The organism is Nitrosomonas sp. JL21, from assembly GCF_009833095.1.
GTDB lineage: Bacteria > Pseudomonadota > Gammaproteobacteria > Burkholderiales > Nitrosomonadaceae > Nitrosomonas.
Genome location: NZ_QRCB01000040.1, coordinates 41,122 through 64,212 on the forward strand (window position 1 = coordinate 41,122; position 23,091 = coordinate 64,212).

The window sequence follows — 23,091 nt, forward strand, 5'->3', positions numbered from 1 at the left end:
TAGCGCTCATCGGTTGTGATGGGCAATCCGCAACGCTGCTGCAAAAAACCGGCATCGAGATCGATGAGAGAGCAATCGGTCTCGGAGCTCTTTTATCGAGGCCGCAGCTCTCCGTTTTTGAACGCGGATGCAGTATCCAAAATCTCTCAGAACAAAGGCAGATGCCGCTTATAGATGAATAATGTGGGTTAGCGTACAGACGAATGACAAATGATATGCGAACATATTCTTTTATGTTCTGGAAATTAATTATGTAGTAATTATTCAGTCCGAGCGAGACTGGTTTAGACAACAAAAACATCCATTGGAGATTAATATGTTGAAAAAAATCAAAATCATCGAAAGATCGACTGGAAATCTGCTGGCACTTTACCCCGTTCGCATGGAATTTCCTGATTATTTTGATGAAGAATATTTTGACGAAGCATGGATGTTCGCTATTTATGATGGCGTCGTGGATCCTGATAAAAGAGGGGATTACTATATCCAATTTGTGGGAGAGACGCCACCGACACTCTTAATTGTTTGATGATCTGCTGCACAAGCAGCGTTTTTATTTCGTTATTATTAAGTTTTTGGTTTTGCAAGGATATGAATACTTATCGAACAAAGCTTATGACTTCATCGACCTATAGTCATAAGGTTCAGGTCTGTCAAGATAAGACGGTGCAAGCCGAATTATTGACGCAGTATATCAGCGACGGGTTGCTGAACAATGAGGCAGTCATCATCACTGCCAGACCGGCGTTGAGAAAGTCCGTGTGGTCGAAATTGCAAGCGCTCGGTTTGGATATGACCTCCTACAAAGCTCAAGGTCAGATCAAGCTGTACGATGCTGAATTACTGTTGTCGACAGTTCTGATCGATGACGCCATCGATGAACATTATTTCCATACTTTTTTTGGCAGTCAAATTGAAGCAGCTCAGGCCGCATACGGCAAAGTGCGCGCTTTTGGGGAAATGCTAGATATTCTGTGGCAACGAGAACTGCACGATACTGCTCTGCAACTTGAGAATCTGAGAAATGAATTGTGCAAAAAACATGAGCTTACCGTTCTGTGTACGTATTTGCCAAATGATCCTGATCACTTCGTTCTACAGCGGGCTTGCAATTGCCGCGCCTCCTCATTACCCATGTATGCCCTTAGTGCCGAGGAAAGCGGAGGCACGCTGTTTGAATTATTTGGAACAGCTTGGAATAAGATCGTAGACCAGCTCACTCAATCGAAACCTGCTTCAGATCATCTGCGTTGAACATTTCTCATGGGGTTGAATTCCATCGAATAATTTCCAACATCTGTTTATATGCGTATAGGATGTCGATTTCATATCCATAAAGCATACCACACCCCGCACTGCAGCGAATGCAGGCCCATCGTATCAATCGATGGATCATCCGTCCGGCCTCCTACCCCTTCCTTCAAGTCCATTGCTGAATTCCGGTCTTTCCGGCGTATAATTGCACATTTCGCTATAAGCACGTGCTGATTCGCGCTCCAGGATCGGTAATGCCGGTAATCACTCATTTTTCAGATATCAAACTTCATATGACTCAGGAAAACCCACTCTCCATTGCCCAGGATGAAAATCAAATCATTGCTGAGCGTCGTGCCAAATTGGCTGAATTGCGACACAGCGGAAACGCCTTCCCAAATACTTTCCGTCGTGAGCACTTAGCTGCCGAATTGCACCAACAGTACGACGATCATTCAAAAGACCAATTGGATGCCAACCCGGTCATAGTAACCGTAGCGGGACGCATGGTGTTAAAGCGCGTCATGGGCAAGGCGAGTTTTGCCACCATCCAGGATATGAGCGGACGGATTCAACTGTATGTATCGGACGATCATACCGGCGCCGCTGTGCACGCTGCATTCAAGCATCATGATCTGGGCGACATTCTGGGAGCGCAAGGTGCCTTGTTCAAAACCAAAACCGGCGAGCTGTCGATTCGCGTCACAGACTTGCAGTTGCTGACGAAATCGCTGCGTCCGCTGCCGGAAAAATTCCATGGACTGACCGATCAGGAACAGAAATACCGGCAGCGTTATCTTGATCTAATCACGAATGAAGAGACCCGCCGCGTCTTCACGGTACGCTCGAAAGTCATCCAGGCCATGCGCGAATTCTTTGTCGCCCGAGGTTATCTTGAAGTGGAAACGCCGATGATGCATCCCATACCCGGCGGTGCTTCGGCACGGCCTTTTTCCACTCATCACAATGCCTTGGACATGGCGCTCTATCTGCGCATTGCGCCCGAGCTCTATTTGAAGAGGTTGGTCGTCGGCGGATTGGAAAAGGTTTTCGAGATCAATCGCAACTTTCGCAATGAAGGAATTTCGACGCGACACAATCCTGAATTCACGATGGTGGAATTCTATGAAGCGTACCAGGACTATACGTATCTGATGGATTTCACTGAAAGAATGTTAGCGGAAATCGCTGAAAAGGTTCTCGGCACCACAAAGATCAGCTATCAGGGCCAAACGCTCGATCTGGCAAAACCGTTCCTGCGGTTGACCATCACGCAAGCGATACAAAAATTTCATCCGCAATATTCCGACACGCAACTTCACGATCGTGACTTTCTGATCGGCCAATTGCAAACCTTGAATATTCCGTTTAACCCGCACGACGGAGTCGGTGGCCTGCAACTGTCGTTATTTGATGAAACGACTGAGCATCTGTTGTTTGAGCCGACATTCATCATCGATTACCCGGCAGAAGTCTCTCCGTTGGCGCGGCGCAATGATCACAATACCGACATTACCGACCGGTTTGAACTGTATATCGCCGGACGGGAAATCGCGAACGGGTTCTCGGAATTGAATGACCCCGAAGATCAGGCGGCGCGCTTTCAGGAGCAAGCCAAAGCCAAGGATGCCGGCGATGCCGAGGCCATGCATTACGATGCGGATTATATCCGCGCGCTGGAATACGGATTGCCGCCCACAGCCGGGGAAGGCATCGGAATCGACCGGTTGATCATGCTGCTGACCGACAGCCCGAGCATCCGCGATGTGATTTTGTTTCCGCAGTTAAGGCGAGAGGATTAGGGAAGGTTTAATAATTCACCGAGGCTATGCAGCGGAGCTTTTATGGGGGAATAATGTCAAGATCTGACTCTTTTGTTCGCGTCATTTTGCACTTTAGTTCAATAGCAATACGGAAATCGAACAATGAGTATTACTCTTAAAGACTTCGTGCAGCAGGCCTTATTGGACATTACAACAGCCGTCAACAATGCAAAAGAACAGTCGCCACTTTCTATTGCTCCTGGCTTTGTTGAAGGCCAAATACAACTAGAACCACAGATGATTGAATTCTCAGTTCACGTCTCCGTATCAGAAGAAAAAAGTAAAAGCGGCAAAAGTGAAGTCTCCATTCCCATTATTCAAATTGTCAAAGCGGCTGTAGATGGAGAGCTTTCCAGTAAAAATGAGCAGATGACAATTCAGACTTTAAAGTTCTCAGTCCCAGTTTATTTTCAAGCCAACAACAATAAGACTTAGCAAGGTTGGGCTGCCGAATAAAGCCCAACATCCAGCTATGCAAGAGTATTATGCAGCGGCTTCAATATCCCATCCGGGAAAAACAAGTACCGCCGGGTGGCATTTGAGGGCTTTTGCCAATATTTTTGCGCGTTCAATTCCCAAATTGATTTTGTCATGCTCGATAGCAGAGAGCGTTGATTGTGGAATGCCGGTGAGATCGGCCAGCGCGTTCTGACTTAATCCTCGGAGTTCACGGATAATTTTTACCGACTCGCCGACTGATACGTCGCATGTCTTTTTTGCCAATTGATATTCGCTCATTTTTTCCTCCGGTAATCGTGCGGTGAAATTTGCTCAACGAGAACATAAACTTCATTGTTGTTGATTTTATAGATAACCCGATACTGCTGGTTTAGCCGTGATGAACGATAGCCATTCCATTCACCGGTTAACGCTTCGTCAGCAAAGCCTTTGATCAGCGCTAATCCTTGTGCCATCTCAATTTCAATCAATCACAGAACCACATTTTGATATCGCATAACCCTTCTCTGATCAGTCAAACTAGGCCGTTTCCTTGAACAATCAACTACCAACCCACCTCAACGCAAGCTGATGATCGGCCAATTATTTCTCTCGGCGTGGCTTTTCAGTGTGGGATCCGGGTCGACGGCCACCGGGTGCGTGACTTTGCTGAGCAGCGGCAAGTCATTGAGCGAATCGCTGTAGAACCAGCTCCGCAAGAACGACAACCACGTCAAATTATGTGCATCCAGCCATTTTTCCAATCGCTCGATTTTTCCTTCACGGAACGATGGGATTCCGGAAACCCGGCCGGTGAATTCCCCGCCTTCTTCTTCCGGTTCTGTCGCGATCAGATGATCGATACCCAACATCTTCGCAATCGGCGCGGTTACGAAACTGTTCGTCGCAGTGATGATGATGCATAAATCTTCATCCACTTGATGACGTTCGATCAATTGGCGTGTTCCAGGCGCAATCAATGGCAGAATTTTTTTCTGCACGAATTCGCTGCGCCACGTTTCCAACTGATCCCGTGGATGCCGCGCCAAAGGTTTGAGCTGAAAATCCAGGAACTCATGAATATCCAGCGTTCCCGCCTTATATTGTTCATAGAATTCAATATTTTTGGCCTCGTGCAATTCGCGATCCAGGGCCTTCTTCTCAATCAAAAATTGCGCCCATTGAAAGTCGCTATCGCCGGCAATCAATGTGTTATCGAGATCGAATAACGCTAAATTCATTAAACCACCTGTAATAATTCTCGTAATAAAGGAATAGTAATTTGCCGTTGGTGAACCAGAGAATAACGATCCAGTGCATCCAGTGTCATCAGCAATGACCGTAAATCCCGGCGGCCATGCCGCAATAGATAACGACAAATTTCCTCGGACAATTCAAAGCCACGGCCCGCCGAATGCTGCCGCATCGCTTGAATTCTTTCATCTTCAGTCAACTCAAATACCTGATAAACCAACCCCCATCCCAGGCGTGTCACCAGATCCTGGCGCATGTCCAGATGTATTGGGGCGGCCATGCCGCTCATCAGCAGCACTGCGTGACCTTCATCACGCAACTGATTGTAAATGTTAAATAACTTAATCTGACCTGATAGCGTCAAAGCATCGATGTCATCAATGGCGATACAATCGATGGATTCATCATCCACAAACTCATCCCAGTTTTTGGCGCAGCAATATACCGCTTTTAGATTCTTTTGAGTATAGGCATCCACCATCGCCCGCAGCAAGTGGCTTTTACCACACCCGAAACCGCCCCAGACATATACAAAGCGCTCATTGTCTTGTTGCGACGCTATTGCTGACAGCATGCTCAGCAGTTCAGCATTTCGTCCTGACACAAAATTCGTCAGGGTTGGCGAGGGCACCGGTTGAATGTCTAACAACAGTTGTTGCATGCGGAGTTGCTCATCAGGGGCGTGAATTCGTCACTCACAGCCGTCAATTGTAAAAATTGCTTTCCAGATAACGTCGATGAAGATGACGCAACCACACGAGCATAACGGCACTGACGGGCAATGCCAGCAAAATACCGAAAAAACCGAATAACTGGCCAAATGCCAGCAATGCAAAAATGACCATGACCGGATGCAATCCGATACGGTCACCGACCAGCCACGGCGTAATCAGCATGCCTTCCAGCAATTGACCGAAACCGAAGACTGCAAATACAGGGATGACGCCGCTCCAACTTTGAAATTGCATCAGTGCGGCAAATGTCGCCAGCGTCAGGCCGACAATCATGCCGAGATACGGCACGAACACCAGAATCCCCGCCACTAATCCAATCGGCAACGCAAATTCTAGGCCGATCAACCAAAGGCCGGTAATATAGCATATGCTCATGAGCACAATGACAGCTAATTGGCCGCGCAAAAACTCCGCCAATATCCGATCCGTTTCCTGAGCCAGTTGCAAAATTTGCTGGTGCCAGGAACGCGGAATCATCTCATCAATCAGCTTAAGCAAGATGTCCCAATCCCGTAACAGATAAAACAGTACCACCGGCACCAGCAATGAATTGACCAGAAATTCCACGACCGCCATACCGCCGATCGTCAACGAAGGCAATACTTTCGCCGCTAGGCCACCGGCACTTTGCCAATGCTTGGCCAGGGCTTCTTTCATAATGGCCATGTCCAGCTGCAGGCTGATCTTGAATTTCGTTTCCAGCCAGGGAATCACATGCGTCTTGAACATATCGAGATAAGCCGGAGATTTCTCGATCACCCGCCGCGCTTCTTCCTCGAACAGCGGCACCATGATCAAAATCAGCGCCGCAAACACACCCAGCAGCAGCAACATCACCAATATGGTGCCTGTCGTGCGCGAAATATGATGGTTCTCCATATGCGTGACCATCGGGTTGCAGATATACGCAATCACGGCAGCCAGTAGAAATGGAGTCAGGATCGGACTCAACAGATAAATCAAACCGCCTGTCACACAGACCAGGATCAACCACCATAAATAATGGACTTCGCTGGAATGTTCGGCATTCATTAAACGTTAACCGGCTTTTGCTTTTAGCGCATGACTGGCCAGATTCTTACCCAGTTCCCAAATGGAACCCGGCACCTGATGAGTGTCGGCAATTGTTTTGGTCAACGCATCGATGACGTGATCGACATCGCGTTGGTTCAGAATCAGAGGGGGCAGCAGCTTTACGACGTTCATGCCATGTCCTGCCACTTGCGTCAGAATGCGATGCTCCTTGAACAACGGGATCGTAATCATCTGACAGAACAGTCCCTTGTTGGCCGCCTCCAACATCATCCATGCAGCTTTGAGCTTCAGGCTATTGGGCGATTTGAATTCGACCGCAATCATCGAACCTTTTCCGCGCGCTTCCTTCAGGAATTCATATTGACCGGTCAATGCATTGATGCGCCTGATGATTTCAGCACCGACAGTAGCGCTTTTTTCGACCAGCTGCTCGGTTCTGATCACTTCCAGACTGGCCAGTCCAGCTGCCATCGCCATATTATTCTTGGAAAACGTGGAGCCATGAACGACCGCGCGATCCATGCGATTGAAGACACTGTCCATGATCTGCTGTGTCATCGCCACGGCACCGACCGGCACAAAACCGCCGGATAGCGCTTTGGCCATGCATATCATGTCCGGTCTCACGTTCCAATGCTCGATCGCCCAGAATTTCCCGGTACGCCCGAGGCCGGTTTGAATCTCATCTGCGACGAATAACGTGCCATATTTCTTGCACAATCGCTCAACTTCCGGCAAATAATTGTCGTCCGGAATATTCACGCCTTTCCCCTGAACCGGCTCAACGATAAAAGCGGCAACGTCCCGGTTGCACAGCGCGCTCTCCAGTGCCGGGAGATCATTGAAGGGAACGGAACCGCAATCGAGCAACAAAGGGCCGAAACCATCCTTAAAAATCTGTTCGCCATTCAATGACAAGGCACCCATCGTCAAGCCATGATAGGCATGGTCGCAGCAGATGATACGATTCCGCTTGGTCATATAGCGGGCAAACTTGATGGCTGCTTCCACCGCCTCGGTGCCGGAATTGCAAAAGAACACCCGTTCCAGATTGTCCGGCGTCGTATCCAGCAGCGCTTTGGCCAACAAACCGCTCAGCACCGAAACATCCAGTTGCACCAGATCGGGCATGTCCAGCGACAGCACTTCCTTCAAAGCTTGAATGATGATCGGGTGATTCCGGCCAAATGCATATACGCCGAATCCGCTCAGTAAATCCAGATACTCATTGCCTTGCTCGTCGTATAAATATTGACCCACCGCCCGCTGATAATTCCTGTCATATCCAATCGTTTTCAGAACCCTGACCATTTGCCCATTCAAATACCGCTCATGCAAGTCAAATTTGTCTGTGCGGTGTTGGGATAACAGATTGGCTATGCTAAAAGACATGAACGACCTCAATATTTGAAAAAACACCGCCGGCAATGCCGACGGCCAGAATCCATGAGTTCACGAAATGAACCATTTGCACGACGGAAAGCAATCTTCTTGCTCCTATTGAATTGGCCATGATCATACCACTCAACTACTTTTTTTTGCTGTTAAAAACGCACTTGTACAGAATAATTTTCTGCATATGATTGACCACAGCAATAAATGGAATACCCTGATTTGGCTGAAAGAAAGAGATTCATGGTGCCAATAATGGAGCAATGAGGACGATTGGCGCAGCCTGGGCACGCTTATGTGGAAATTTCGCAACGGATTAGTCGCGCCCAACCAAGGAATTGATTGAGTCAAGCCGGAAAACCTTGTACATTTACCGGACTGCCAACCTCATTTTCAATTCGCTGTCTTATGGTCTGGATACGAAAAGGCTCTTTCAACCCTCTGAATCCCTTCATTACTCAGCACGTTCACCGAACTTCCAATCACATAATAGCGATGCGCTGCCGCAATCGCCAATCAGTGTTATCGTTTCTTATTCGCTATTCTCTCGTATATTTCGGAAGCCTTTTTCTGCTGAGTGGTTGTCAAACTTTTCTATTTCAGCAAACGACACCTCCGCCTCTGGCAATGCAATCCCTGCCGATTCCGTTGGCCAGCCATGAATTTGGCATAGATTCCAGTCGCGATGATGTGGTGGGCAATGTCCAGATCATCACCGCAAGTAAAGACGATACACTCTCCGATATTGCACGGCGCTTCAACCTGGGCTATGAAGAAATCGTCAGCGCCAATCCGGACATCGATCCGTGGTTACCACAAGCAGGCGCTAAAATCATCATTCCAACCCAGTTCGTGCTGCCGAACGCTCCACGGGAAGGCATCGTCATCAACCTCGCGGCCATGCGATTATTCTATTATCCGAAAGTAAAGCCGGGAGAGCAGCAGAGGGTCATCACGCATCCGGTCGGGATCGGCCGGGTTGAATGGAAAACTCCCGAAGGCACGACCCGGGTCGCTTCGAAAAAGGAAAATCCGGCATGGATTCCGACACCTTCAATCCGCAAGGAACACGCCGAAAACGGCAATCCGCTGCCTGCAGTGGTACCTCCCGGGCCGGATAATCCGATGGGCACCCATGTATTGAAGCTCGCCTGGCCGACGTATGCTATCCACGGCACGGACAAACCTCCCAGCATAGGGCTTCGCGGCAGCCACGGCTGTCTGCGCATGTATCCTGAAGATATCATTGGTCTCTATAACGCGGTACCCGTCGGAACCCCGGTCAGCATCGTCAATCAACCCCGCCTGCTGGGTTGGCGCGACCATACGCTGTATGTCCAAACCTATTCCATTCTGGAAGATGACAAACGCAATCATCAGGGTCTGCTGAAGAAATCGCTCAGCATCGCACGAACAGCTTCCAAAGGGAAACTCGACGGGCGCGCTCAAGCCCACATCAATTCGAAAGCCCTCAATGAAGCGCTTCGCACCCCCAGAGCCATAGCCATTCCCATCACGCAACCGAACCTGACGCTCCAGGCCTATCTTGACCATGCCCTCCACGTGCAGAACACCTTACCATTCAATTCAACCTGGGATGGCGATATGAGCCGACAACTCACGGCAGCTGACGTGCTGGAACTTGGCGACAAAAAACCGGCTCACGTTCGATAACGTCGCCTCAAAAATATTGATACGCTCTACTGTTTTAAATGGCACAACCGTGCCCATTTCCCATACTTCGGAAATTTAGCAGCAATGTAAAACGAGATCATCCAGCAGCTTATGGGTAATATCAAGCAGTGATGCATTACTCTTAATTGATCGACAAAATCCCATTCATTAACTTAAATAAAAAGGAGCATCGCATGGCTGATCCAATTTTTGCACAGGGCGCTTTACCATTGACGGGATTGAGCATTAAACCGGAAAGTGCAGTTGATATCGATCATGATGGGGATCTGGATATTTTTTCAAATGATGGCGATGGGAATACGCTGTTTTCTAGGAATACCGGAACAGTAAGGAATCCCGTGTTTGCTCCCCCACAGACCAATCCATTCGGTCTCGTGAATATGGGTTTTGAGGCCAAAGCAACATTTATCGATATCGATGGTGATGGCGATATGGATGCATTCATAGGTCAATATAACGGTACGATACAATTTTTTAAAAACATAGGCACGAGCACTACTCCTCGATTTGCCATTCCTCAAGCCAATCCTTTCGGTTTGACTTCAATCGCAGATTACGCAGCGAATCCCACTTTTGTAGATATCGATGGCGATGGCGATATGGATGTATTTGTGGGTAGCTATAGAGGTAATACCTCGTTTTTTAAGAATATTGGAACGGCTCAAGCTCCTGCTTTTGCTGCTTCGATTATTAACCCCTTCGGTTTAAGCGATTCAATAAATAGTACCAGTTCTTCCTTTGTTGATATCGATGGTGACAGCGATTTGGATGTTTTTGCGGGATGGGATAGCTATTATGGAGATGGCATCTGGTTTTATCGAAATATCGGAACTTCTCAAAATCCCAAGTTTTATTCGGTTGGCAGTCATCCATTTGGTTTAGATATGGAGATGGGAAGTACGACTTTTGCAGATATCGATGGTGATGGAGATTTGGATGAACTCATAAAACCACTAGAAAATAAGGGTGAAGGCTTTAGCCCTTTTTTCGAGAGTTGGGGAACGAGCTTGCCTCAGGTTGATTACTCAATGGATCCAACGTTCGTTGATATCGACGGCGATGGGGATTTGGACGCTTTTGTCGGGTTGGACTATTCGTATTCCCAAAAAAACGAAGAAGGTAGCATACTTTTTTTCAAAAATACCGGAACAGTTCAACATGGTATTTTCACTAATATCCCCCTCGTGAATCCATTTGGTTTAACTGATGCGGGAGAATTCGCCAGTCCTGCTTTTGTAGATATTGATAATGACAAGGATCTGGATGCATTTATTGGGGACGCAGCAGGTAATACAAATTTTTACCTCAACGCAGGCACTGCAAAAAATCCAATATTCTCCCTATCTCAGAACAATCCGTTCGGGTTAAACAATGCCGGTTACGACGCGCGACCAAGCTTTGTGGATATCGATAACGATCAGGACATGGACGTCTTTATCAATCACCTATTCTTTAGGAATACCGGAACTTCCAGTAACCCGGTATTTTCTGCACCGCAAACCGATGCCTTTGGTCTAAATGCTTTTGCTCCACCAGATTTTATTGATGTCGATCGTGATGGAGATTTGGATGCCTTCACAAATTCATCTTTTTGGAAAAATATCGGAGCGGCGAATAATCCGCTATTTACTTTTGAAATTAGTGCGCCATTTGGTATTCCTGCAGGTGATGGCCGGCATAGTTTCTTTTCTCTTGATACCTTAGCCGATATCGATGGCGATGGGGATTTAGATGCTTATGTCACTGGTGAATATAGTGATGGTAGCTATTCTAATTTCGCTGCAGGTTTTTACATCAACAACAATGCCCCGAACGTCTCCAACCTCACGGTTGCGGAGAAATATACCAAGGGAACTCCGCTGAATTTGCAGAATATCGTCGTAAGCGATCCCGACAGCGCGGCGATTACGGCGACATTGAAATTGTCTAATTCTACTGCGGGTAGTTTGAGTACGGGCGCTTCGGGCACGGTGACATCGACTTACAATGCCGCAAACGGGACCTGGAGCGCCAGTGGCACATTGGCCAATGTGAATGCGTTACTCGCCAGCGTCATTTTCATTCCAGCAGCTAATTTCACCGGCAATTTCTCGGTTGATGCCAGCATTTCAGATGGCACCGCTGCGGCGCTGACAGCAACGAAAAGCTTTACCTCGAGCGCTGGCTCATTCCTGACCGCCACGGCAGTCAATAATGTACTAACCGGCACGGCGTCGAACAACGATACCATAACCTATGCCGCCGCTGCATCCGCGGTCACGGTCAACCTGAATCTGACCACACAGCAGAATACCGGCGGTTCTGGACTGGACACGCTGAGCAAGGTTGAAAATCTGATCGGCAGCGCGTTCAATGACAATCTGACCGGCAATACCGCTAATAATGTACTGGTGGGCAATGCCGGCAATGACACGCTAGCGGGCTGGTCCGGCGCCGATACGATGCTCGGCGGCCCGGGAAATGACACCTATTTGGTCGAGAATGCGGGTGATGTCGTGTTTGAAAAAGCCAACGAAGGCGTTGACACAGTCAGCAGCCGTTTGACTTATCTTTTGCCTGCGAATATCGAGAATCTGGTGCTGACCGATACCTCAGCAGCCAATGGCACCGGCAACGCATTGAACAACATCATCACCGGCAACAATGCCGCCAATCAGTTGAATGGCGGAGCTGGCAACGACACACTCAATGGCGGACTGGGTTCGAACCGTCTGACCGGCGGCGTGGGCAATGACTTTTTCACGTTCACAACGAAAGGGCATGTCGATACGATCTTCGACTTTAACGTTGCCAATGACACGATCCAGCTCGACAATGCCGTGTTCCCGGCATTGGGGGCAGTGGCAAACATACTGCCAGCAGCGCAATTCAGAGTGGGCATTAAGGCGCTGGATACGAACGATCACATCATTTATAACAGCGCAACCGGTGCATTACTCTACGATGCCGACGGCACTGGCGCCGCCGCGGCACAGCAAATCGCCACATTATCTATCGGATTAGCGATGACAAATACTGATATCGCCGTGATTTAGCGGGTACGGGCGAATCACATAAATTTGCCAGCAGTACACTGCTGGCAAAAAGCTCCGGATCTCATCCTAAAGATCGCTTGAAGAAGGTTGCGAACGATGTTCAGGCAAGATGGAATCGATGAAAAAGCGCAGCTCATGAGTGAATATCTTACGACTCCGAGATTGCGTCACCATTCGTCAGTGGTGTTAGTACTGATTGTCCGCTAACATTCGATCATCGTTAACGTCAACCTTCGATTATCGTTATTGTCTCCATGACTGCCCACACCCAAGAAACACTCACCAGCGGCGCTCCCTTCCGCTTGTTGATCCATGGCGGCGCCGGCGCAGTTCAGCGCGACAAACTCTCAGCCGAGCGCGAGCTAGCTTATCACCTGTCTATGGCGCAATCCTTGATGGCAGGGCATGCTATCCTCGCAGCCGGCGGAAACAGCGCCGATGCCGTCATTGCCGCAATCGCCGTGATGGAAGATTCGCCATTATTCAATGCCGGCCGGGGCGCCGTTTTCACACATACCGGACGCATCGAACTGGACGCATCGATCATGGACGGTGCTACCCGGATGGCCGGTGCCGTGGCTGGAGTTACTACTACCCGAAATCCGATCCGCGCAGCCCATGCCGTGATGATCCAGGGTGATCATGTGCTGTTGATTGGCGCGGGAGCTGACCAATTTGCTGCTGAACAGGGGCTGGAAATCGTCGATACATCCTATTTCCACACTCAGCACCGCTGGGATCAACTGCAAAAAGCTATCGCCAAAAATCGGCTGATGCTCGACCATGACAACGACGCCGCGCCCCCGCCTTACGATAGCGACCAGAAACACGGCACCGTCGGCGCTGTAGCGTTGGATTGCCATGGCAATCTGGTTGCCGGCACTTCAACGGGTGGACTCACCAACAAGCGCTTCGGACGCGTCGGAGATTCCCCGATCATCGGTGCGGGCACCTACGCCGATAATCGCTCTGTAGCGGTTTCCGCAACCGGAACCGGCGAAATGTTCATACGTACCTGCGCGGCATTTCATATCGCTGAACAAGTGCGCCTGCAACGACTGCCACTGCTGCAGGCGGTTGATCAAACACTGGCTGAAATTGCCGCCATTGGTGGTGAAGGCGGTTTGATCGTGCTGGATGCACACGGCAATCATGCCATGCGATTTAACACCAGTGCCATGTATCGCGGTCTGATTACCGAGGATGGCGTGGCGCGGATCGGAATATTTCCCGGCGCTGAAGAACCGATGTCAACGATATCGACTGCTTGATGATGACTTCTTTGCCCACCTTCATCTGTGTAACTCTTCTAAACAATCATGACAAACTATCGAGTAAAACCTGCCAGCACATTAGCACTATCAGATTGCGATCCCGATGATACCGGCGATTACGAAAAGAGCGATGATGACAAGGAGAACGCCAGAACCGCTACCGAAAAATTGATCGGCAGACTGAGCAATTTGCAAGAACGCTTGTATGCCCATGGCAGTCATTCGTTGCTGATCGTTTTGCAGGGCATGGATACCAGCGGCAAGGACGGCACCATCAAGAACGTCATGTCCGGCGTTAATCCACAGGGCTGCAAGGTGGTTACCTTCAAAACGCCTTCCACCGAAGAACTGGCGCATGATTTCCTGTGGCGCGTCCATCAGAAAGCGCCTGCCAAAGGCCAGATCGGAATTTTTAACCGCTCGCATTATGAAGATGTGCTGATTACCCGCGTGCATCAGCTCATTTCAGCGAAAAAGATCAAGCAACGGTTCGACCAGATCAACGAATTTGAGGAATTACTCACCGAGAACGGCACGGTGATCCGGAAATTTTTCCTGCATATCTCCAAGGATGAGCAGAAGCAACGACTCGAAGAACGCATAGACGACCCTGAGAAACGCTGGAAATTCAATATCCACGATTTGGAAGAACGGAAGTTATGGTCAAAATATACTGAAGCATTCGAGGATATGCTGTCGGCCACCAGCACCGATTGCGCGCCGTGGTATGTCATTCCGGCCAATCATAAGTGGTACCGCAATCTGATCGTCGCCGAACATGTCGTTGCAGCGGTGGAAAGCATGAAGCTGAAAACGCCACCGCCTCCCGAGGGCATCGATTTCGATGCCCTGAAAATTGAATAATTCAGCAGCCGCTCGGGCTATAGCCGCCTCTCTGAAATTGACGGGCTATGGCTCATCCGGGTATGAACACGAAAATAGAAATGGAAATTGAACTCAAACTGGCGCTGCTGCCTCGTCACACCGCCCGAATCCGGCGTCATCCGGTATTGAATGGAGTGATCCCGCAACGCAGGCGATTGCTCAGCATTTATTTTGATACGCCCAAACATGAGTTGATGCGGCGCGGCATTGCGTTACGCCTGCGACGTGTGGGCCGGCAATGGATACAAACGCTGAAAGCAGAAACGCAATCGGTTGGTGCATTGACAAGCCGCCCGGAATGGGAGGTGCTCATTGCCGGTGGCGGGCATCCCGATTTCTCGCTTCTCCCGGATACCGCAATGAGTTTACTGACGGGCATTACGTTGAAACATGTCGCACCTTTATTCACGACTGAATTTCAGCGCACGACATGGCACATCGAAACCCCGGCGGGAGACGCTGAAGTGGCATTGGATCATGGCAATATAACCGCCGGAGGGCAGCAGCAGGCCCTATGCGAAGTGGAAATCGAGCTCAAATCCGGCGCGCCTGCATCTCTGTTTGATATCGCCACGCAACTATTGCAGGATGTGCCGCTGCACCTCGAACCGCGCAGCAAGGCGGAACGCGGTTATCTATTGAGCGGCATTACCAACGCCAAACCCGTCAAATCAACGCCGGCCAACATACTCCCACACCACACTCCGAGCGAAGCCTGGCATATCCTCATGCATGATGCATTGGCGCATACCGTCACCAATATCCCAGGTTTTCTGGAACATGAACCTGATATCGAATACTTGCATCAGCTCAGGATCGGATTGCGGCGACTACGCACCGGTGCAATGCTCGCTAAATCCCTGGGACAAACAACCTTCCCGTGGGAGCATCAGTTACGAAAACTGATGAATGGCCTCAATGCGGCGCGCGATTGGGACGTTTTTCTGCATGACTCCTTACCTGGGTTAGCAGCGAAGCTGGCGCCATCACCTGCCGATTTCTGCTGGGACCAGGCTGCATTAAACGCCTTGTCCGATCACGCCCGGCATATTCGCCATCAAGCGCAGACTCACTTGCTCTCGCCTTCATTCACCCAGGTCGTGCTCGATATCGGCCGCAGCCTATTAGTCCCATCCTGTTCTCAAACGGCGCAGAGCGTCAAAACATGGTCGAAAATCACACTCGAGCGCCGCTGGCAGAAATTGCGCACGCGGTGCCGCAATTTCAGCAAACTCGATCCTGATCAACGCCATCAAGCCCGGATTGCCGCTAAAAAGATGCGCTACACCGCGGAAACTTTTGCCGCTCTCTATGAAGAAAAGCATACCAAGCCGTTCATCACAGCATTGGCGGCTTTACAAGACCAGCTCGGGTATGAAAACGACCTGCGCATTGGCACGCAGCTACTGCGTTCTTTTCCGCAGCAATCGCCGTTGCTCAGTTTTGAACTTGGCCGCATCTGTGGCGCTCTCGAACTCGAAGCCGGCAGATTAGTTTCACCTTCCGACAGCACCTGGAATCACTTGGCGAAATCAACATTATTCTGGCGTTCAAAAAAGCAATGACTGTTGCGGCGCTGATCATCCCTGCATGCGCACCAACCAGCCGGTAGCGGCAATGCCTACTAAGCACAAGATCAGCGCCAAACCCGCATTGCGGCGATACTTCCGAATCAATACAGTCTGAGAGTACGCTGAAATGATAAATGGTTGAAACGGATCTCTGGGTTTAGCGATGATGTTCATATCGGGCTCCAGCGCCAATTGATCATGAAGCTTTTGTGCTTCTGATCGCGCTTCCTGACGAGCCACTTCCCATTCTTCCTGGTCGATTTGGCCATCCTTATTTGTATCAAAACGGTTTTTCAGTTGTTCTTGATCCTGCTTCCAATCGTTGATCAGATTAATCATCACGTCGCGGATGGATTTTTGCGCAGTGGCCGACAACGTACTAAATTGCCCGAGTATGTAGAGCGGTTGGCTGGGCAGAATCAGCCATTCGCAATAACGATAGCTGTTGGTCGCCGCGTGAATGATGGATTGGCTTTCCAGCAATTGCGTGCGGGTCGGCCATTCCGTGTTGCCATACCACACCAGTTTTTGGTGACTGTTGACTTCGGCGGCCTCGGGGTCGACATAACAACTGTTTTTTCCATCAATCAGCTTGAACCGGTGATTGCTGATGTTTTTATAGACAACATTCCAGCGCGTTTGCGTGCGGCCGTTGTCGACGAATGTTTCCTGCTGCTCGATCTGGCTTCGGTACCACAGACAGGGGTGATTGGAAAGCGGTGAATAAAGGGGCTGGTCATCGATAAATTGCCCTTTCCCTTCCAATTCGATATATCCCTGATGCGCAGACCGCAGTTTTGCGGTAGGCGTATCTTCAATGATCCGTAATCGCTTCCAGTTGCGCATGAACAGATAGAAACTGACCACTGCAACGAGCAGGGATGCCAACACCATGAATTGATGATCTTCAGCAGAAAGACCTGCTAACATTTCGTTCACTTCGAATGACCTGGCTCAGCCAAATAGCTTAGCGATACTCACATCCTGCTTTTCGACATCGCTGAACTCCAGCAAATCGCGCGGCATGAACTTGAACCACTGCGCGACGATGATGTCCGGAAACTGTTCAATTCGCACATTGTTGATCCTGACCGCTTCATTGTAATATTCGCGGCGATCTGCAATGCTGTTTTCCAAGCCGGTGATGCGGGCTTGTAAATGCTGAAATTTATCGCTCGCAGTCAATTCAGGATAATCTTCAGCTACCGCGAACAGACTCCCCAAACCCATGCGCAGCATATTTTCCGCCGAACCCAGCGCGCTCATATTGCCGGCCTCACGTGCAGTCGCCACCTGCGAACGGGCAGCTATCACCTGCTTCAAGGTTTCCTGTTCAAACCCCATGTATTGCTTGCAAGTTTCGACCAATTTTGGAAGCTCGTCATGTCGCTGCTTCAACAGAATATCGATATTCGACCATGCCTGCGAAACACTGTGCTTGATATCGACCAACCGGTTATAAATCATGACGCCATAAATCGCGACGATCATCATCAGCGCCAAAGCAATATAGACGACAATATCCAATCTATCTCTCCTGTAAATGATTTCTGTCAAATATACCTCAAAGATAAATTTGAAAATTAATCAATAAGAAGCCTGTACAGGTTTTATTTTCAACATTGCCCATCCTGCTGTTATCATGTCATACGATACGGGGAAAACGCCAATGATGTTGACGAGCCGTGATGCGCTTCTTAAGCTATCTGACTCTGAAAATAAGATCAAATAGGAGTCATGCATGAATCGTTCAAGGAAAATGAATCCATTATTGAAAAATACGTTATATATTCTTCTGGTCATGGGTTGTTCAGAAATATCGGCGCAACCCGATGTTGTCAAACCGGTCGTCATCGTGGTCGGCGATCAGAACCTGGAAGGCTGCGAATCACTCGGTAAAGTCAGAGGCTCCTCCAGCGAAAACGAATCTGCGGACGACGATGCTCCCTATGTCGAGCGGTTGATCAAGGCGAGAAATCATTTAAGAGCGGAGGCTCAGAAGCTTGGAGCCAATACTGTGCATATCATTAATTCCAATACCAGTGGCAAGTATGAGGTTCCCGGCACCAACAAGGAAATCGTTCATGTGGGCAATGCGTATCGGTGCGAATGAACTCTAAACCCTATGTGCTGGCTGGTCCCGAACTTACTCGAAGGGTAACACTGCCATGTTAGATATCATTATTGCAATTTTCCTGATTTATGCGCTGTTTGCAGGTTTGATCAGTGGCATTAACGAATTGATAGCCCAAATGGCTGAAATGCGCGGCAAGGTATTATTCGAAGGCGTGGCGATGATGCTGGGTGAATTACCCAAAAACAATGGTATCAAGCGATTCACGACCTCATTATTGCGTAAGTTTGGCTTGGTAGAACCTTCTCTGGCACCTGGAGCGCATTTGACTCAAACCCTTTATGACCATCCATTGATCGACACGCTTTCTCAACCCGGTTCAAAACCATCCTATATTTCTCCAGCTTCTTTTTCGTCGGCGCTGGTGCAAGTGTTATCGAATGGTTCATGGTCATCACTGCGGCAGAAGCTTGATCAGCGCGATTCACCCTTGGGGAAGCTGCTCGGGCCCATGCTGGATGAAGCCAATGGCGATCTGGAAAAATTCAAGGTTAAAGTGGAAGCTCATTTCAATGAAGTGATGGATAGAGTGGGTGGATGGTACAAACGCCGCACTCAGGCCATTATGCTTTTACTTGGATTTTTTCTCGCGATCGTGTTCAATGTGGACAGCATCTATATCGCGCAGCGATTGCAAAATGATCCGCAACTTGTCACCAAACTGGTGCAAGTTGCTGAGAAGGTTTCGGAAAAAAGCACGGATCAGATTCCTGAAAAAAGCAATACCAGCCAGAACCAGGATCTGAAAAATCAGCTTGAGTATTTGAATCTTCAAATTCAGGAATTCAAAAGCCTTGGATTGCCGATCGGCTGGGCTATATTGCCCGACGATGCAGATTCCCATTTTATGATTGCCTATCAGCCCTTACAGAACCCGCTCTTGAGTTGGATTGGATGGTTTCTGACAGCACTGGCTGGCGCCTTGGGTGCACCCTTCTGGTTTGACGCCCTCTCGAATCTTTTCGCAATCCGCGGCACCGGCAAAAAACCGGAAGAATCAATCCCTACCGCACTCATTCCAGCAGTACCCACGATTCAGGTCATCGTGCCGCCTGTCAATAACAACATGGCCCCTCCCAGCGATGTTGCTCTGAACGACTATGAAACCAGCGCATTGAATGCGGCAAATATCGAACGCTTACAGCGGATACTCGGTATTCCTGAATCGCACATACACGGCAAATTGAGCGAGGAGCTTCGTGCTGCGCTACGCGACTGGCAACGGATCAACGGGAGAACCATTACAGGCCAGTTCGACGAATCGACGGTACGGGCGCTCTTTGAGCTTGAAGCCACCAAAGAATCTCAGACATGAAATTGACTTCGATTCAATTCTGGCCCATTACCCTGACCTATGTCACTACGCATTGCTATCGATAGCGTGAAAACAAAATTTATGTTGGCCCGAATCTTTGGGGAATGTTAACATCACTTTTCTGTTTTTACTCCAACCTCTGACTTGAGCCATACAATTGATTTAATTAATATTCAAGCTATTTGATACTGTGTTCACAATAATGAGTACTGAGCTTTAGCAGTCGTCTTTAACAACTTTTATGATCCCATTTTTACGAGGTACTGAATGAACAAATCCATAACGTTTTTATCGCTCATTTTATATTTACTTCTGGCAGGCTGCTCAGGGCAACCAGGAACTGCCGAAAAACTCGGGAAAGAAATAGATAAATCCATCGAGAACAGCAAAGAAACCTTACATACAATAACTGAGAAAGCCGCCGAGAAAATCGAACATATAGAGCACGCCGTCGAGAAATCTACTGCACGAGCAGAAAAAAATATCGATGAGACTCTGGAAAAAGCTGCTGAAAAAATTGAAGAAGTCGTGGAAGCAGCAAAAGAAAAGACCAGTGATGCTCGTAGCCATCAAAAATAATCGTTACGTTGAGTTTGATTTAGTCGCGGCGAAATCAGAGTTTCTTCAGGAAATACTGATTAATTTCGCGAACGCAATGAAGTGATAAACGCACCGAGCGACAAATATCAACAAAATACGGGAAAGAAAGTACCGTTCAACGAAGCAATTTGTTCGCGAAGTCGATCAATCAGCGTTTACAAGGTTATTTTATTGCATTACGATGCTGTGTAGACAGCTCTTCTATCAGACCTATAAGCCTGGCATGATGACTGCCTTGCCAGTAAAGCCGCTGGCACTGCGAACACATCAAGAAATGCTGATAATACTGCCTGGTTAATGGCTCGAGACGATGCTCGATCATTCTTTTATCGATCTTCCGAAACAGACCGTTACAATGGGTACAACGCGTCAATGGTTTGATCTGAGGATATAAATCAAACTTATTCAGTACTTCTTTAGTTTGTGTCATCGGCGCATCCGCGCGAACATAATATCCATAAACGATGATCTTACGCCGTAACAATGAGCGATCACGCGTAAGGACGATTCTTTGCTCTTCACTGGAGATTCGGGCGATGTCGTCATCGGCATAATCATTTTGATAACCGCAATCCATCCCCAGCAATCTTAAATTACGCGCTAACTTTCCCAGATTGACATCCACGATAAATTTGAGCGGTGGTAATAATGCCGGACGAAGCTGCGACAATCCCGTTGCAGTCAAATTAGGACAAGCAGGATAAACCTGAATATAGTCGCCATCCCGCACGATATAGTTGAAGTCTACCGCACTACCATTGACGAGCATCAGAGCGATCTCAGTGTGAGGAACATTGAAAGCTTCAATCATATCCTTGATTGAAGCTTTCCGATCCAGGGTGTGACTCATTTCAGCATGGCGCAATACCGGTCGAACAAAATCATTCAATGACTGATAGAAGCGCAGCTTTATCCCTGCCATGAGCATCACTATTTTTATGCTAGTTTGATCAAGATCAAAACTTCACACAAGTGTAGTCGGTAATCTGTAACCGTTGTAACAAAACAAATCAACTATTAATTTATAACTAAAGGTTTTATATGAGAATCAAATATTTATTTGTAGCATCTGCTGTAATCATTTTAGTTGCCTGCGGTGGCAAACCTACAGCGCCGGAAACACCTAATCCTGATGCATATGGCAAAACCATACAGCCTTTCCATCAAATTCCAGCGGGTGATCAGGAAGGCGGCGGGAAAGCAAGATCTACTGAAGAGAAATCAAATTATTAGGTGCCAACCATCCAGTGTTCTATAGTTGACCTTGCATTAAACCCCGGCTATAGAACACTGGTTTTTTTATTCTATCATTCAACGCGTCAATCCCTGCAAGCAGCTCCGCTATTGCACAGTCCACGAGAGAAGATACGATTCTGGGAAAGGCCCTGATTTATAGTCCATACTGCCTTTCTGCTCGACATCTTTTCTCAAGAGCACTTGGCGCACCATTTCCGGAATCATCACCATTCCTACATAGCGTCCCAGGCATTCATGATTACCGAATCCAAAATGAAAATAGTTATACCAGTTGCGTTGCGGAATGAAGCTATCGGGTGAATCAAACGCCCGCTCATCAAACATTGCCGACAGTGTCACCGGTAACACATAGGTTCCGGCACGCAATACCGTTTCATGACCCGTGCCTTTTGCAGCCGCATAATCGCTGGCAGCAATGCGGAACAGATAGGGCGTGATCGGCACGAAACGCAGCGCTTCCCAAACGATACCGTCGAATTCTGCAGTGTCTTCCTTCTGAGCGGCAGTTTTAGCGGCCGTCAGCCACTCAGGATGCTGGAATAGATAATTCAATACCTGAGCAACTGCTTGAGAAGTTGTTTCGATAGCCCCGATCAGAAGACCGCCGGCATTCGTTCCCAAACGTTGAATATCAAAATCCAGTTCTTTAGCGAAGCTGGTGCGCAGCATGCGTGTCACGATATCGTCTCGGAGTCTGATAATCGTTGAGAATGTCAGTTTCTCGGCTTTTACTGCAAAAAGCCGTTTTGCAATCAGCATGGTGATATAGCTGCCGAGTTTCTTCGATGTCTCATTGTGACGATCAATAATCTGTTGGGACAATTCCGCCGGCAGAAGATCAAACGGGTGATTGTGAAAAGTATCGTATTGGTTCCAATAGGACCACTCAATCAAATCCTCTTTTTTAGCGCCGGTTAAGCCGAAATAATCCTGCACCAGGGTCGCAGGGACCATACGGCAGAACTCATTCACAATTTCGATCTGACCATTGGCTTTAGCGAGAATTGCCCGTGAAATATCCCCCACCATCGCCCGCACCCGCGGAAGATCATCCCGATTCAGCATGAACTGCATCAGTGATTTTTCGCGGGTATGCAATGCATCATCATCATGCATCATCAAATAATTGGCCATTTTGGGGACATACGGCTTCACGGTAAACACCTTGTACATTTTCAAGATTTCGCGGACATCGTCGAAACGAGTCACCAGCGTACATGTCGGCGTCACCAGAATAGGACGCTTAGCGCGTAATTCTTTGAAGAATGGTAAAGGTTCCGTATCGATCCAGCGGCGCACCAGCGGAAATTTATCTGCATCAGGGGCCGCATCATACTGCTCAAGATAGTTTGTACTCGTATTCATTCCATTACTCCCTTTCATGAGTGAAGAATG

24 protein-coding genes are annotated in these 23,091 nt (G+C 48.5%); 13 read left to right on the forward strand and 11 right to left on the reverse strand.

Going from position 1 to position 23,091, the window contains the following annotated elements; translation table 11 throughout:
• Nucleotides 1–316 precede the first annotated feature (316 nt).
• The 4 genes from ABF87_RS12030 (at nucleotide 317) to ABF87_RS12045 (ending at nucleotide 3,512) form a co-directional block, all read left to right on the forward strand.
• Entirely contained in the window at nucleotides 317–529 is a 213-nt protein-coding gene (locus tag ABF87_RS12030; protein WP_160829363.1) for a hypothetical protein, read from the forward strand.
• A gap of 86 nt (nucleotides 530–615) precedes the next feature.
• On the forward strand, nucleotides 616–1,254 hold the full coding sequence (locus ABF87_RS12035; protein WP_160829364.1) for an MEDS domain-containing protein: 639 nt from the start codon (nucleotides 616–618) through the stop codon (nucleotides 1,252–1,254).
• A 293-nt stretch (nucleotides 1,255–1,547) separates the two neighbouring features.
• Complete coding sequence (gene lysS / locus ABF87_RS12040; protein ID WP_160829398.1) at nucleotides 1,548–3,056, forward strand: lysine--tRNA ligase; 1,509 nt, start codon at nucleotides 1,548–1,550, stop codon at nucleotides 3,054–3,056.
• A 123-nt stretch (nucleotides 3,057–3,179) separates the two neighbouring features.
• Nucleotides 3,180–3,512, forward strand: a complete 333-nt coding sequence (locus tag ABF87_RS12045; RefSeq protein WP_160829365.1) for a trypco2 family protein — start codon at nucleotides 3,180–3,182, stop codon at nucleotides 3,510–3,512.
• Nucleotides 3,513–3,560: 48 nt separating this feature from the next.
• Here the strand turns inward: ABF87_RS12045 and ABF87_RS12050 are convergent, their stop codons facing one another.
• The 7 genes from ABF87_RS12050 to ABF87_RS15350 form a co-directional block, all read right to left on the reverse strand.
• Nucleotides 3,561–3,815 carry a helix-turn-helix transcriptional regulator gene (locus ABF87_RS12050; protein ID WP_160829366.1) on the reverse strand — a complete coding sequence of 85 codons (255 nt, stop codon included), beginning with the start codon at nucleotides 3,813–3,815 and terminating at the stop codon, nucleotides 3,561–3,563.
• Entirely contained in the window at nucleotides 3,812–4,006 is a 195-nt protein-coding gene (locus ABF87_RS12055; protein WP_205012696.1) for a type II toxin-antitoxin system mRNA interferase toxin, RelE/StbE family, read from the reverse strand. The genes ABF87_RS12050 and ABF87_RS12055 overlap by 4 nt, the downstream gene beginning before the upstream one ends.
• 87 nt (nucleotides 4,007–4,093) lie before the next feature.
• The gene (locus tag ABF87_RS12060) at nucleotides 4,094–4,756 is read right to left on the reverse strand and encodes an HAD family hydrolase (RefSeq protein ID WP_160829367.1); all 663 of its coding nucleotides are present in this window, start codon (nucleotides 4,754–4,756) and stop codon (nucleotides 4,094–4,096) included.
• The gene (gene hda, locus ABF87_RS12065; protein WP_160829368.1) at nucleotides 4,756–5,430 is read right to left on the reverse strand and encodes a DnaA regulatory inactivator Hda; all 675 of its coding nucleotides are present in this window, start codon (nucleotides 5,428–5,430) and stop codon (nucleotides 4,756–4,758) included. Before hda ends, ABF87_RS12060 begins: the two co-directional genes overlap by 1 nt.
• Before the next feature lie 43 nt (nucleotides 5,431–5,473).
• Nucleotides 5,474–6,535, reverse strand: coding sequence for an AI-2E family transporter (locus ABF87_RS12070; protein ID WP_160829369.1), 1,062 nt, complete (start codon nucleotides 6,533–6,535; stop codon nucleotides 5,474–5,476).
• A gap of 6 nt (nucleotides 6,536–6,541) precedes the next feature.
• Nucleotides 6,542–7,930, reverse strand: a complete 1,389-nt coding sequence (locus ABF87_RS12075; protein WP_160829370.1) for an aspartate aminotransferase family protein — start codon at nucleotides 7,928–7,930, stop codon at nucleotides 6,542–6,544.
• Nucleotides 7,920–8,051 carry a hypothetical protein gene (locus ABF87_RS15350; RefSeq protein ID WP_275689467.1) on the reverse strand — a complete coding sequence of 44 codons (132 nt, stop codon included), beginning with the start codon at nucleotides 8,049–8,051 and terminating at the stop codon, nucleotides 7,920–7,922. Before ABF87_RS15350 ends, ABF87_RS12075 begins: the two co-directional genes overlap by 11 nt.
• A 506-nt stretch (nucleotides 8,052–8,557) precedes the next feature.
• Here ABF87_RS15350 and ABF87_RS12080 point away from each other — a divergent pair.
• The 5 genes from ABF87_RS12080 to ABF87_RS12100 all read left to right on the forward strand — a co-directional run bounded on the left by ABF87_RS12080 (nucleotide 8,558) and on the right by ABF87_RS12100 (nucleotide 16,384).
• Entirely contained in the window at nucleotides 8,558–9,604 is a 1,047-nt protein-coding gene (locus tag ABF87_RS12080) for a L,D-transpeptidase family protein (protein ID WP_240143663.1), read from the forward strand.
• Between the two features lie 194 nt (nucleotides 9,605–9,798).
• Nucleotides 9,799–12,660: an FG-GAP-like repeat-containing protein gene (locus tag ABF87_RS12085; RefSeq protein WP_160829372.1), complete on the forward strand. Its 2,862-nt coding sequence runs from the start codon at nucleotides 9,799–9,801 to the stop codon at nucleotides 12,658–12,660.
• Nucleotides 12,661–12,914: 254 nt separating this feature from the next.
• Entirely contained in the window at nucleotides 12,915–13,931 is a 1,017-nt protein-coding gene (locus ABF87_RS12090; protein ID WP_160829373.1) for an isoaspartyl peptidase/L-asparaginase, read from the forward strand.
• 48 nt (nucleotides 13,932–13,979) lie between these two features.
• Complete coding sequence (locus ABF87_RS12095; RefSeq protein WP_160829374.1) at nucleotides 13,980–14,798, forward strand: polyphosphate kinase 2 family protein; 819 nt, start codon at nucleotides 13,980–13,982, stop codon at nucleotides 14,796–14,798.
• A gap of 62 nt (nucleotides 14,799–14,860) precedes the next feature.
• Nucleotides 14,861–16,384 (forward strand): CYTH and CHAD domain-containing protein, encoded by a 1,524-nt coding sequence (locus ABF87_RS12100; protein WP_240143664.1) that lies wholly within the window; start codon nucleotides 14,861–14,863, stop codon nucleotides 16,382–16,384.
• A gap of 15 nt (nucleotides 16,385–16,399) precedes the next feature.
• On the opposite strand, the gene ABF87_RS12105 is transcribed toward ABF87_RS12100, so the two are convergent.
• Nucleotides 16,400–17,320, reverse strand: a complete 921-nt coding sequence (locus tag ABF87_RS12105) for a GIDE domain-containing protein (RefSeq protein WP_160829401.1) — start codon at nucleotides 17,318–17,320, stop codon at nucleotides 16,400–16,402.
• 24 nt (nucleotides 17,321–17,344) lie between these two features.
• A complete protein-coding gene (locus ABF87_RS12110; protein WP_193568011.1) occupies nucleotides 17,345–17,884 on the reverse strand; it encodes a LemA family protein in 540 nt (179 codons plus the stop codon).
• Between the two features lie 247 nt (nucleotides 17,885–18,131).
• Here ABF87_RS12110 and ABF87_RS12115 point away from each other — a divergent pair, with 247 nt between their 5' ends.
• The 3 genes from ABF87_RS12115 (at nucleotide 18,132) to ABF87_RS12125 (ending at nucleotide 20,418) form a co-directional block, all read left to right on the forward strand.
• Complete coding sequence (locus ABF87_RS12115; protein WP_160829376.1) at nucleotides 18,132–18,503, forward strand: DUF4156 domain-containing protein; 372 nt, start codon at nucleotides 18,132–18,134, stop codon at nucleotides 18,501–18,503.
• A 55-nt stretch (nucleotides 18,504–18,558) separates the two neighbouring features.
• Nucleotides 18,559–19,839, forward strand: coding sequence for a peptidoglycan-binding protein (locus tag ABF87_RS12120; RefSeq protein WP_160829377.1), 1,281 nt, complete (start codon nucleotides 18,559–18,561; stop codon nucleotides 19,837–19,839).
• A 267-nt stretch (nucleotides 19,840–20,106) separates the two neighbouring features.
• Nucleotides 20,107–20,418, forward strand: coding sequence for a hypothetical protein (locus ABF87_RS12125; RefSeq protein ID WP_160829378.1), 312 nt, complete (start codon nucleotides 20,107–20,109; stop codon nucleotides 20,416–20,418).
• Between the two features lie 184 nt (nucleotides 20,419–20,602).
• On the opposite strand, the gene ABF87_RS12130 is transcribed toward ABF87_RS12125, so the two are convergent.
• On the reverse strand, nucleotides 20,603–21,361 hold the full coding sequence (locus ABF87_RS12130; protein ID WP_160829379.1) for a Mut7-C RNAse domain-containing protein: 759 nt from the start codon (nucleotides 21,359–21,361) through the stop codon (nucleotides 20,603–20,605).
• 119 nt (nucleotides 21,362–21,480) lie between these two features.
• Between ABF87_RS12130 and ABF87_RS12135 the strand changes: the two genes are divergently transcribed.
• On the forward strand, nucleotides 21,481–21,672 hold the full coding sequence (locus tag ABF87_RS12135) for a hypothetical protein (protein WP_160829380.1): 192 nt from the start codon (nucleotides 21,481–21,483) through the stop codon (nucleotides 21,670–21,672).
• A gap of 108 nt (nucleotides 21,673–21,780) precedes the next feature.
• On the opposite strand, the gene ABF87_RS12140 is transcribed toward ABF87_RS12135, so the two are convergent.
• Entirely contained in the window at nucleotides 21,781–23,061 is a 1,281-nt protein-coding gene (locus tag ABF87_RS12140) for a cytochrome P450 (protein ID WP_160829381.1), read from the reverse strand.
• Nucleotides 23,062–23,091 lie beyond the last annotated feature (30 nt).

Coding starts and splice junctions, on each gene's coding strand:
- ABF87_RS12030 (WP_160829363.1), top strand. CDS start 317: ATGTTGAAAAAAATCAAAATCATCGAAAGATCGACTGGAAATCTGCTG.
- ABF87_RS12035 (WP_160829364.1), top strand. CDS start 616: ATGACTTCATCGACCTATAGTCATAAGGTTCAGGTCTGTCAAGATAAG.
- lysS (WP_160829398.1), top strand. CDS start 1,548: ATGACTCAGGAAAACCCACTCTCCATTGCCCAGGATGAAAATCAAATC.
- ABF87_RS12045 (WP_160829365.1), top strand. CDS start 3,180: ATGAGTATTACTCTTAAAGACTTCGTGCAGCAGGCCTTATTGGACATT.
- ABF87_RS12050 (WP_160829366.1), bottom strand. CDS start 3,815: ATGAGCGAATATCAATTGGCAAAAAAGACATGCGACGTATCAGTCGGC.
- ABF87_RS12060 (WP_160829367.1), bottom strand. CDS start 4,756: ATGAATTTAGCGTTATTCGATCTCGATAACACATTGATTGCCGGCGAT.
- hda (WP_160829368.1), bottom strand. CDS start 5,430: ATGCAACAACTGTTGTTAGACATTCAACCGGTGCCCTCGCCAACCCTG.
- ABF87_RS12070 (WP_160829369.1), bottom strand. CDS start 6,535: ATGAATGCCGAACATTCCAGCGAAGTCCATTATTTATGGTGGTTGATC.
- ABF87_RS12075 (WP_160829370.1), bottom strand. CDS start 7,930: ATGTCTTTTAGCATAGCCAATCTGTTATCCCAACACCGCACAGACAAA.
- ABF87_RS15350 (WP_275689467.1), bottom strand. CDS start 8,051: ATGGCCAATTCAATAGGAGCAAGAAGATTGCTTTCCGTCGTGCAAATG.
- ABF87_RS12080 (WP_240143663.1), top strand. CDS start 8,558: ATGCAATCCCTGCCGATTCCGTTGGCCAGCCATGAATTTGGCATAGAT.
- ABF87_RS12085 (WP_160829372.1), top strand. CDS start 9,799: ATGGCTGATCCAATTTTTGCACAGGGCGCTTTACCATTGACGGGATTG.
- ABF87_RS12090 (WP_160829373.1), top strand. CDS start 12,915: ATGACTGCCCACACCCAAGAAACACTCACCAGCGGCGCTCCCTTCCGC.
- ABF87_RS12095 (WP_160829374.1), top strand. CDS start 13,980: ATGACAAACTATCGAGTAAAACCTGCCAGCACATTAGCACTATCAGAT.
- ABF87_RS12100 (WP_240143664.1), top strand. CDS start 14,861: ATGAACACGAAAATAGAAATGGAAATTGAACTCAAACTGGCGCTGCTG.
- ABF87_RS12105 (WP_160829401.1), bottom strand. CDS start 17,320: ATGTTAGCAGGTCTTTCTGCTGAAGATCATCAATTCATGGTGTTGGCA.
- ABF87_RS12110 (WP_193568011.1), bottom strand. CDS start 17,884: ATGATGATCGTCGCGATTTATGGCGTCATGATTTATAACCGGTTGGTC.
- ABF87_RS12115 (WP_160829376.1), top strand. CDS start 18,132: ATGAATCGTTCAAGGAAAATGAATCCATTATTGAAAAATACGTTATAT.
- ABF87_RS12120 (WP_160829377.1), top strand. CDS start 18,559: ATGTTAGATATCATTATTGCAATTTTCCTGATTTATGCGCTGTTTGCA.
- ABF87_RS12125 (WP_160829378.1), top strand. CDS start 20,107: ATGAACAAATCCATAACGTTTTTATCGCTCATTTTATATTTACTTCTG.
- ABF87_RS12130 (WP_160829379.1), bottom strand. CDS start 21,361: ATGGCAGGGATAAAGCTGCGCTTCTATCAGTCATTGAATGATTTTGTT.
- ABF87_RS12135 (WP_160829380.1), top strand. CDS start 21,481: ATGAGAATCAAATATTTATTTGTAGCATCTGCTGTAATCATTTTAGTT.
- ABF87_RS12140 (WP_160829381.1), bottom strand. CDS start 23,061: ATGAATACGAGTACAAACTATCTTGAGCAGTATGATGCGGCCCCTGAT.